Genomic DNA, 10,212 nt, shown 5'->3' with positions numbered 1-10,212 from the left:
TTTTTTGGGGCGCTTCCCCTACCCGTTTATGGTGTATTTTTTTAGTTCAGTAAATCTGTTGCTGTTATTTTCTGTTTGCTTCCATTTAGTCTAAACTCCAGTTAAGAGAAATTTTCATGTTTGGTTGTGGGCTTTTCCCATGAGGGACTAGCTTGGGCGGAAATATATATAGGTAAGCCCGTGCTAGATTGTTAAGCGACACCTCAAATATCTGGTTTTGCTACGTTAAAAAACGCCCTCACCCTAGAAGGGTGGGGCTATAAATACGAAGCCTGCCTTTGCAGGCTTTATTCGTATAGCAATATTGGGATGTTCCCTAAGTTTTTGCTCAGTGGCAAAAACAAGCTTAGGAGTCGTGTAAAAATAAGTTGAACAATTTAATATTTTTAGTGCGGGCAGCGTTCGACTGAGCGCTCACGCCGAAGTCTTGCCCGCGCGAGCAAGATGCTCGCACTACTTAATTTTTACTTGATACCTTATAAAATCGGGGTTTGCTATCTGCTAATCCTCTCAGATTGGTAAAGTTATTTTTATATATAAGTCATGCCAATTTTATGCGTACATTAATTATTGATAATTATGATTCTTACACTTTCAATCTTTACCAGATGATTGCTGAGGTGAATGGCGAATTACCTTTAGTAATTTATAATGATAAAGTTTCCTGGGAGCAATTAAAAGAAATTGCATTTGATAATGTAGTAATTTCTCCGGGGCCTGGTCGTCCAGAAAAAGCAGCAGATTTTGGGGTTTGTCGGCAAATAATTGAAAATGTTGATGTACCTTTATTAGGAGTATGTCTTGGTCATCAAGGATTGGGTTATCTTTACGGTGGTAAGGTGATTCATGCGCCAGAAGTTAGACATGGCAGAATTAGCAAGATTTATCATAATCATGACGCATTATTTCAAGGAATTCCCGATGATTTTTCTGTGGTTAGATATCACTCGTTATTAGTAGCTGATGAACTACCAGATTGTTTAGCCAAAATTGCTTGGACAGCAGACGGATTAATTATGGGATTGCGTCATCGAGATTTACCTTTTTGGGGCGTGCAATTTCATCCAGAATCTATCTGTACAGAATATGGTCAAATATTGCTGAGAAATTTTCGGGAAATTACGCGAAAATTTACGCCTAAATCATCGATAAGTACAAAAAAATATTATTGGTCAGGATATGGATCTGTGAGTAATTTTAGCGATGAATCACAGCCAAAACCATCACCAAATTTTGAATTGTATACGCGCAAGTTAGATATATTTCCCGATACAGAACAAATATTTGTACAGCTTTTTCAAGATTCAGCTAATGCTTTTTGGTTAGATAGTAGCTTGGTAGAATCTGGTCTGGCTCGATTTTCGTTTATGGGTGATGGTAGCGGTGTAAATAGTTTATTGGTGCGCTATCATACCCAAACCCAAGAGTTAATTATTACTCAATCAAATACTCTTACCCGTCGCCAGGAAAGTATATTTGATTATCTCCAGCGAGAAATTGATGAACGGCGATGTCAATCTGCGGAATTACCGTTTGATTTTAACTGTGGATTTGTTGGTTATTTTGGTTATGAGTTGAAGGCAGAATGTGGATCGCAATTAGTACATACTTCACCATTACCTGATGCTATTTTCCTACTTGCCGATCGCCTAATTGCGATCGATCACCAACAAAAGTGTGTTTATTTGCTGCAATTAGTCAAAAAAGGACAAACCCAACAGCCAGAAACTTGGTTTGATGATATTCAACAAAAATTAGAAAATCTTGCGCCTCTGCCTGAGATTGTACCCCAGAATAATCAACAGCCTCTTGAATTTCGCTTACATCGCGATCGCGCAACTTACATTCAAGATATTTATCATTGCTTGGGAGAAATTCACGAAGGGGAAACCTATCAAGTTTGTTTAACAAATCAATTACAGACTGAAGCGACTCCCGACCCGTTGAATTTCTATCGTAAGTTACGTAAAATCAACCCTGCGCCTTATTCCGCATTTTTGCGCTTTGGCGATTTAGCGATCGCTTGTTCATCTCCAGAAAGATTTCTGCGGATTGATTGTCAAGGTTGGGTGGAAACCAAGCCAATTAAGGGAACCCTACCGCGCGGAGAAACCCCCGAAGCTGATTTTTTATTACGCGAACAGCTACGTCACAGCGAAAAAGACAGGGCGGAAAATTTGATGATTGTCGATTTATTACGCAATGATTTAGGGCGAGTTTGTGAAGTCGGTACTGTTCACGTACCCAAATTAATGGATGTAGAAACCTACGCCACTGTACATCAGTTAGTGACGACAATTCGCGGGAAGTTGCAATCTCATTTACATGCTGTCGATTGTATTCGCGCTTCCTTCCCTGGCGGTTCCATGACTGGCGCACCGAAAATCCGCACCATGCAAATTATCGATCGCTTAGAAAAACAAGCGCGGGGGGTTTATTCTGGTGCGATCGGTTTTTTGGGCTTAAATGGTGCAGCTGACTTAAATATTGTCATCAGGACAGCTGTTTTCACCCCCCAGCAAACTTCTATTGGTATCGGTGGCGGAATTGTCGCCCTTTCCGATCCGCAAATGGAGTTTCAAGAAACTATGTTGAAAGCACAAGCTTTAATTCAGGCGATGGGGCATTAGGCATGGGGCATGGGGCATGGGGCATTGGACATTGGGCATGGGGCAATTTGTTCATTAATTTTAGATTGAAACCCACACAAGGGCGGGGAAACCCCGCCCCTACCAAAATCTTAATTACGTATCACAATGCGGATTTGTATGACAAATGACAAATGACAAATGACCTACAGATTTTGTACAAAGTTATGTTAACCTTTGGTACTAAATGCGATAAGTTATGTATGGAAAGGTCAAGTAATTTCTAACTTGGTTTAGGTTGGATCTAGCAGTCCGCTATATTGTAAATATTCTGATTTTCCTCATTGCGAACAATGCCAGCAAGGTTGCAAATAAAAGCTGAAGATTGCTCACCGCTCGGACGATACATTCTTCAATATTTAGAAGAACAAGGTATCAGTATGAATCGTCTGGCGGATTTGTCTGGTGTTCCTCAACCTCGACTGCGGGGTGCTTGCTTTAAGGGAACCTGTCCGACGCCGGAAACCTTGAGAAAGCTGGCGAGAGTTATGGGGAAACATCACTTGGAATTGTATACTTTAGCCTACGAAGCGAGAATTGAAAAACTTCCAGAAGAAGCAAATGATATTTCCCTGGATATTTTGATGCGGGATTTATTTGAAACTGCACGAGAATTGGGGTTAGCTGTGCCGAAAGTTCGTCCTTCTAAGGCGAAATTACGCAAAGCTTTACTAGAACTGGGTTTTCAGGCGGAAAATGATGAATGTGCTTAATTAAATGCGATCGCCTTTTATCCTCTTTGTAAATCTTCACAGATAGCGTATGCCGTATCTTAATCCAGGTGCGACATACGCTTTACTAATTTCTTAAATCGTTCTAATTCGTCTTATTTACGACGATAGGGAACTGATTTTTCGATATCAATATTTTGTACTGAGAGACGTTGTGGTGGGTTACCTACTGGGTTAATGCTCTGAGCCATTGCCAGGAACAGCTCTGGGTTACCTGCTGTAGGCTTCCTTTCGGGTGGGGTAAAGCGGCGAACGCTGGTTTGCCAAATAACTTGTGGGAAACCTAATTTACCACGATAGTAAGCATCGTAGCGAGGAGACTTGATGTTGAAAGGTATTTCACCTTCTTTTCTACCGGGTAATACCCGACGACGTTGGTAAGGTACGGTGTCATAGCCAAAAGCTGAGAGATATTCATCAGTGTTGAGCAGAGCGTCAACAAAACCTTGAATACCCTTTGTAGCTACAACAATTGACCAAGCAATTTTTTCCCGATTGTCGTAAACATCACGACCGAGAACCCGTTGTACAGTCTGTTCAACAAAACGGTAGTTGCTGTTGAGGTTGTAGAAACTACGCTTGTAGGTGTTAGATAACAGCAAGCCGCGAATAAAGTCACGGACTGTAATTTGACCATTGCGTAGCTGAGACTCTAGAAACCGCTCGCGATCTGCTGCAAAAGCATGGAAGAAAATCTGACGATAAGCAGCTTCAATGAGAATGTCTAAGTCTGTTGCAGAGAGGAGGTTCTCGGTTGAGAAAATCCGGGGTTGTTCATCACCAGGAACTTCAAAACCTTTTACCCGTTGGTTTTGAGAAATAGGGGAATATTCTAAAAGAGGAATTGCCACGAATACAAAATCTCCCTTTCCTTTATGAAATCTTACAAATTTCTCATAATCATAAAGGACAAGGGGGACATTATTCGATTTAGTTTAATAAAAATTACATAACTTAATTGATGAGTTCAGCAACGCAGAAACCTTAACGCCTACTACCACCACGGTATGGGATGACAGAAGGATCGTAAATGCCGAAAGTCAATGGCTCAATATTGACAATTTTGCCGCCTAAACGACTAATACGTTGCATTTCTGTATTCATCCGACTGTAGGGCACAGTAATAAATACGCTCCCACTATTACGAATGCCAAATTTATAATTTTCAGTTTCTGAGGATTGCCGTAAGCCAACAACTTCGTAACGAAATAGCCGACTGGCAGATGCAGACAATTTACCAGTACTAAGTTGAGTTTGACCAAACATTAGTTCTATTATCTCCCCTGGGTAAGTTTTGCGGAATGGTAGTTGCAGCAAAGTCAAAGGTTAAAAGCAAGACAAATACAATCAGATCTGCTTTTAAGTTGCACAATTGATTGTGAGGACTGTTGACTGTTGACTGTTGACTGTTAACAGCCCTGATTAGTAGTTATGCAATCTAGACGGGCATTAGCACAGACAGAGCAAATCTATCTCTGATGCAATTACAAGTGATGTATGGAAAAATTCAGTATCTGACTGCAAAGTCAAGAAATTTTGTCATTAAAATCACTCGTAAACATTCTATCCAAGATAGTAAAAATTGCAACTAGCAAATGTGTCAGTTTTGCGTGTGTGGGAATTAACTGAGATAGAAAATGGGCATGGGGCATGGGGCATTGGGCATGGAAAGCGTGATTAGTTTTCTTGAAAGATGGGGATAAGGGAAGGAGGACAAGGAATTTTAGATTTTAGATTTTAGATTTTAGATTTTAGATTCAAACCCAATCCAAAAGACGCTCGCGGACTCGCTCTAAGCGTTCGCCGAAGGCGTTCTCGTTCGACGAAGTCGTTCCCGAAGGGTAGAGTAGCTATGCCGTTGGCGTTCGCGAAGCGTGTCGCAGACAAGCCTCTCGTTCGCGTAGCGTCTCCCCTTGGGAGAAGAGAAGGCTTTACGCTGCGCTATCGCAAATCCAAAATTCAAAATTGTTTCCAATGCCCAATGCCCAATGCCCAATGCCCCTAGTCCCTAAGCAATGGTATTGTTACTAAGCAGGTAGTACCCATTCCTACCTCACTGGCGATGTGAATTGTACCTTGGTGTAAATCTACACATTTTTTTACGACAACTAGTCCTAATCCTGTACCGGGAATAGTGCGTACATTTTTACCGCGATGAAAGGGTTCAAATAATTGCTTTTGATCCTCTGGTGACATGCCAATTCCCCGATCCTGTACTGCTAATATCAGCCGATCTGACTGAAACTCTAAACTTAGATGTACTACCCCGCCTGTGGGAGAATATTTAATGGCATTAGAAAGTAAATTAGACAGCATGGAGCGCAATAATTTCTCATCCATGCAAACAAGAGCGGATTTTCCTTGACAGCTAAAGCGGAGATTGTGCTGACTACCGACACTTTCGCGCATTTGGTCGAGAAAATCACGGCAATATAGTTCTAAATCTAAAGCTTGGGGATTAAATGCCAGCTTGCCAGTTTCAGCGCGATTGATAGTCAAAATATCATCGAGTAGCTGCACCATGTGTTTCACAGAGTCTTGAATCCGGTGCAGATTTCGCAGTCTTTTGGCGGAAGTCTCCCATTCATCGCGACAGTTTTCCAGAACTTGCGCCGCAGCTAAGGCGATGCTGAGAGGGGTACGAAATTCATGGGAAGCCATTGAGAAGAAGCGGGTTTTTAACGCGCTGAGTTCTTTTTCTCTTTCTAGCGCTAGGCGAATTTCATCGAGTCGCTTTCTTTCGGTGATATCGCGGGCGTTGACTATGATTCGCAAAGTGGCGACACTATCCACAAAGGGTTGACTAATGGCTTCTAAGATCCGCCAAGAGTTATCTTGATGGCGGTAGCGGAACTCAATGGGGCGGGTGAGTTCGGGGGTGGGGATGGTATTTGTCAGGCGATCGCCAATCATCGCGATATCATCAGGATGCACCAATGCCATGACATTGTTACCCAGCAAATCGCCAACGGCATAACCTAAGATTTTTTGCACTGAGGGGCTAACGTAGCTAATCGTACCATCTGGATCGAGAATCATAATGATATCCAGAGCATTTTCAATTAGCGATCGCCAACGTTCTTCACTCTGTCGTAGCGCCTGTTCTACCTGTTTGCGGCTGGTAGTATCTCGCTGCACTGCAATCCAATGGGTATACCAGCCTTGATGATTAGCTACAGGCACAATGCTAAATTCATTCCAAAATTCCGTGCCATCCTTGCGATAATTAATCACCTCAACGGTGACAGGTTCCCACCTAGCCAGGGAAGCGCGAATTTTTTGCAATTCTTGGCGATCTGTTTTTGCTCCCTGCAAAATACGCGGCGTTTTACCTAATACTTCCTCAGGTTGATAACCAGTGATGCGGGTAAAAGCTTCATTGACGTAAAGAATCCTCGGCCCCGGTTCGTTAATTGTGTCGGCTTCGGTAATCAAAATCGCATCGTTGGTATTTAACACCACAGATTGCAGTAACCGGACTTGCTCGGCTTGGCGTTTTTGTTCGGTAATATCAGCTATGACGGCGACGATACCGTTAATCTGTTCGTCAGTATCCAGTAGAGGCGCAACCGAAAACACGATATCAATGGGAGTACCATCTTTTTTCTGCTGGCGAAATTCTAACTGGGAATAGGTTTTACCTTGTAAAACATTTTGTTGTAGGGTGGGATAATCTTCTAAACTGATGGGATTGGGGCGATTAAGTACCTCAGTTTCAGTCCAGCCAAACATTTTTTCGGCGGCTGGGTTCCAAATCTTGACTTTGCCTTGCCTATCCAACATCACAATGGCACGAGGAGAAGCTTTAATCAAGGCTTGTAAGGTGTCATTGGTGTGACGCAAAGCAATTTCTGTGCGCTGACGTTCGGCAATTTCTGCCCGTAAAGAACTATTGGCGATCGCTAATTCGGCGGTACGTTGTTGTACTCGCTGTTCTAGTTGGGCGTTGAGTTGCTGGAGTTGATTGTACAGTTCTGATTGTTGAATTGCGATCGCCACTTGCGTTGCTAATTGCGTCATCAATTCCACTTCCCAAGCTTCCCATTGACGGGGTTGACTGCATTGATGGGCAATTAATAAACCCCAAAGATAGGGCACAGAATCCAAATTTTCCCGATTTTCTTGGATAATTGGCACTACCAATTTTGCCTTTACCCCAAACTGCTGAACAAACTCCAGCAAACAAGGGGGAATTTCCGCTTGCTCAACGTTAGCAATAGTCAGAGTTTTCCCTAGAGAATAGGCTTGATGATATTCTTGGGGAAACACTTCTTCCGGAAATACATGCCCTAAAACTCTAGGGTAAGGCGCTAAAGCTGTTTCATGAATCGCGCTACCCGTGCCATCATTCCATAAACGATAGATGAGAACGCGATCGGCTTGGAGAAAACGCTGTACTTCTGAGACAGTTGTCGCTAAAACCTCATCAATATCTAGAGATTGCCTGATTTGCTGGGCAATTTGAGTTACCAACCGTTCGCGATCGCTTTGTTGTCGCAATAAAATTTCTACCCGTTGACGCTGGACAATTTGTCGGTGCAACAGGTAGATACCTAAACACAATAAGATAGTCAGCCCTATACCAAAGCCATAAAAGCTGAGGATTTTGGTAATATGAGTGACATCAAATTGTTTTAAAAAGAGCATTAGGGCGCAAAATTCCAGTAGATGCTTTTATTATCAGGGAAATGGGGGAATAAAGGCAGAGGGCAGAAGGCAGAGGGCAGAAGGTAAGTAGGTATGAAGCGATTTTTATTGCGCTTCGCGTCATAGGTGTTAATTTAACGCGAAACCCAGTTACCGCAAGGAACTGAAGTTCCTTGCTAATAGTAAAAGTCATCTTAAGATGACTAAAATATCTTCAAAATCTTGAGTCTACTTCAGTAGGGGCGGGTTCACAGATATGCTCCAATAATTTACGACTATCTTGCTTAACCCGCCCCTACTTGGGCTATGAGCCTTGAGCGAAGTCGAAAGGCGGGCTACAAAGCTAAGACAGAGGCTATTTTTAGCTTAAGTTGACACCTATGGCAGTGCCATGCCCTCTAGAATGTAGTCAATCGCGAGAAAATCTCTCCCTAGCCCCAAGCCCCAAGCCCCTCACACCTAACCCCAAACTTGGTGGTTAACCTCAGCAAGCATCAGCAGCAGGATAATGAATACTATGGCTAAAGCAAGGCTAACGAAGGTACTATTCCAGTTAGCGCGGTTGACGAACTTATAGAAAGTAAACTGCTCAAATTGGTCAAAAAGTCCAGTGGGAAGCGGACGATTGGGATAAAAAGGTACGGGAAGTTTATTGCGATACTCTACACCATAACGCGCCATGCGGGCGAAGGGTAATTCCCCTTGACTGTGCTGCGGTAAAGTGCGGCGACGTTGATAAGGAACGGTATCATAGCCAAAGTTAGCTAGGTATTCTTCCGTACTCATTAATTCATCGATAAAGCCTTGTAATCCCTTGGTAGCAATGACAATTGACCAAGCTATTTTTTCGCGATCGCTATAGACATTCCTACCTAAAAGCCTCTGAATGCAAATCTCTGCAAACCGATAGTTATTGTTACTATCAAAAGTGAGTCTTCTAAAGGAATCAGAAATTACCAATCCGCGAATAAAGTCTCTAACAGTAATTTGACCAGCTCGTAACTGCGACTCTAAAAATCGTTGACGATGGCTATCTAGCATCTGTTGCTCGTTATACACCTGGCGGTAAGATGCCATTATCAACTGATCCATTTCGGAATTTCCTAAAAGATTATCCGTAGTGTAAATCCTGGGTTGTTCATCACCAGGAATTTCAAATCCCTGTACTCGCTGATTTTGCGAAAATGGTGCATACTCTAACAGAGGAATTGACATAATGATGCTCCAGTTAAACAATTTTAGATTTGTTTAGATTTGAGATTTAGGATTTTCGATGAAGCGAAAAGTCTGAAGATAGTGTTACTAAAACTCAGTAATTCCCCTGGTTATTCTTACCAATTCAAGACTATTAATCTGAAATTGCTAATACCAATTAGCCCAGATTAGGTAACAGATATCAATTAATCAATTTGCCTGCATCTAATTTACCTAATTACGAATGACGAATGACGAATGACGAATTACAAATTGCTATCAACTCATATTGGTTGAGTAAATCTCGTCCGAAAACTTCCGCATTTCATCCAGTATTCTTTTAAGTCATGATGAGGAGTGTGCAAACTGGCTTTGACTCGATAGAGAATTACTTGACGATGATCGCCGATCCAAAATTTACCAATTGAGTCTACAGAAATTACTGTTCCCCCTAAAGCCGCAATACATTTACTAAATCTTTCTAGCGCTGTATAATCTACAGTTTCAAAGATAAAAAAATTTCCAGCACAAATGACATGGCGGCTACGAATCCAGTTTTGTAACTTTTTTTCAGCAGTGGATGGTAGTATTCCAACGGAAGCGATCGCGAGACTCATACCATTTTGAATTTTGGATTTTGGATTTTGGATTTTCGTTGATTGGGAAATTTTGAATCTGGCGAATCATCTCAGATCGAGTTTTCTGAAATGAGAAATTTTCAACAGAAAATTTTAGACTTGAGATGTTGAATTTATGACTGTCTGTACTCAGACTGTCTGAAACAATCTCGCATCATCATTTTGGCAATTGGTATGACAAAGACAATTGCATAGGTTATACCAATGCAAAACTAAAAATTAAGTAAGTAAGTAAGTAAGATTTCATTAGGAATTGTGAGTTGAGATTTTTTCCTCTTTCAAATAATTTGTATTACTATTTCCTCCAGGCTTCTGCTAAATAATCACATACCGCTAGTAAGGAAACTGGTAAGA

At 41.8% G+C, this 10,212-nt stretch carries 8 protein-coding genes; 2 read left to right on the top strand and 6 right to left on the bottom strand.

Annotation, left to right across the window (positions count from 1 at the left end; translation table 11 throughout):
• The first annotated feature begins 554 nt into the window (after positions 1–554).
• Both pabB and AACW45_RS10770 read left to right on the top strand, forming a co-directional pair.
• Positions 555–2,630, top strand: a complete 2,076-nt coding sequence (gene pabB / locus AACW45_RS10775) for an aminodeoxychorismate synthase component I (RefSeq protein WP_190632970.1) — start codon at positions 555–557, stop codon at positions 2,628–2,630.
• 311 nt (positions 2,631–2,941) lie between these two features.
• On the top strand, positions 2,942–3,361 hold the full coding sequence (locus tag AACW45_RS10770; protein WP_096645559.1) for a helix-turn-helix domain-containing protein: 420 nt from the start codon (positions 2,942–2,944) through the stop codon (positions 3,359–3,361).
• Positions 3,362–3,474: 113 nt separating this feature from the next.
• Here AACW45_RS10770 and AACW45_RS10765 read toward each other — a convergent pair whose 3' ends face one another.
• The 6 genes from AACW45_RS10765 to AACW45_RS10740 all read right to left on the bottom strand — a co-directional run bounded on the left by AACW45_RS10765 (position 3,475) and on the right by AACW45_RS10740 (position 9,837).
• Positions 3,475–4,230, bottom strand: coding sequence for a phycobilisome rod-core linker polypeptide (locus AACW45_RS10765; RefSeq protein ID WP_190632969.1), 756 nt, complete (start codon positions 4,228–4,230; stop codon positions 3,475–3,477).
• A gap of 133 nt (positions 4,231–4,363) precedes the next feature.
• Positions 4,364–4,645: a phycobilisome linker polypeptide gene (locus AACW45_RS10760; protein WP_190632978.1), complete on the bottom strand. Its 282-nt coding sequence runs from the start codon at positions 4,643–4,645 to the stop codon at positions 4,364–4,366.
• A gap of 260 nt (positions 4,646–4,905) precedes the next feature.
• Positions 4,906–5,031 (bottom strand): hypothetical protein, encoded by a 126-nt coding sequence (locus AACW45_RS10755; protein WP_277880374.1) that lies wholly within the window; start codon positions 5,029–5,031, stop codon positions 4,906–4,908.
• A gap of 349 nt (positions 5,032–5,380) precedes the next feature.
• Complete coding sequence (locus AACW45_RS10750) at positions 5,381–8,026, bottom strand: sensor histidine kinase (RefSeq protein WP_190632968.1); 2,646 nt, start codon at positions 8,024–8,026, stop codon at positions 5,381–5,383.
• A gap of 459 nt (positions 8,027–8,485) precedes the next feature.
• The gene (locus AACW45_RS10745) at positions 8,486–9,241 is read right to left on the bottom strand and encodes a phycobilisome rod-core linker polypeptide (RefSeq protein WP_190632967.1); all 756 of its coding nucleotides are present in this window, start codon (positions 9,239–9,241) and stop codon (positions 8,486–8,488) included.
• 263 nt (positions 9,242–9,504) lie between these two features.
• Positions 9,505–9,837, bottom strand: a complete 333-nt coding sequence (locus AACW45_RS10740) for a CpeR family transcriptional regulator (protein ID WP_190632966.1) — start codon at positions 9,835–9,837, stop codon at positions 9,505–9,507.
• Between the last annotated feature and the right edge of the window lie 375 nt (positions 9,838–10,212).

The sequence above is a fragment of the Calothrix sp. FACHB-168 genome, assembly GCF_963889195.1.
Classification (GTDB): domain Bacteria; phylum Cyanobacteriota; class Cyanobacteriia; order Cyanobacteriales; family Nostocaceae; genus Aulosira; species Aulosira anomala_A.
The sequence above is the reverse complement of the archived record's forward strand: the minus strand, read 5'-3'. Positions and strand labels throughout refer to the sequence as shown.

What these genes read in the sequence shown, in the direction of transcription:
- pabB (WP_190632970.1), top strand. Translation starts at nt 555, where the DNA reads ATGCGTACATTAATTATTGATAATTATGATTCTTACACTTTCAATCTT.
- AACW45_RS10770 (WP_096645559.1), top strand. Translation starts at nt 2,942, where the DNA reads ATGCCAGCAAGGTTGCAAATAAAAGCTGAAGATTGCTCACCGCTCGGA.
- AACW45_RS10760 (WP_190632978.1), bottom strand. Translation starts at nt 4,645, where the DNA reads ATGTTTGGTCAAACTCAACTTAGTACTGGTAAATTGTCTGCATCTGCC.
- AACW45_RS10755 (WP_277880374.1), bottom strand. Translation starts at nt 5,031, where the DNA reads ATGCCCCATGCCCATTTTCTATCTCAGTTAATTCCCACACACGCAAAA.
- AACW45_RS10750 (WP_190632968.1), bottom strand. Translation starts at nt 8,026, where the DNA reads ATGCTCTTTTTAAAACAATTTGATGTCACTCATATTACCAAAATCCTC.
- AACW45_RS10745 (WP_190632967.1), bottom strand. Translation starts at nt 9,241, where the DNA reads ATGTCAATTCCTCTGTTAGAGTATGCACCATTTTCGCAAAATCAGCGA.
- AACW45_RS10740 (WP_190632966.1), bottom strand. Translation starts at nt 9,837, where the DNA reads ATGAGTCTCGCGATCGCTTCCGTTGGAATACTACCATCCACTGCTGAA.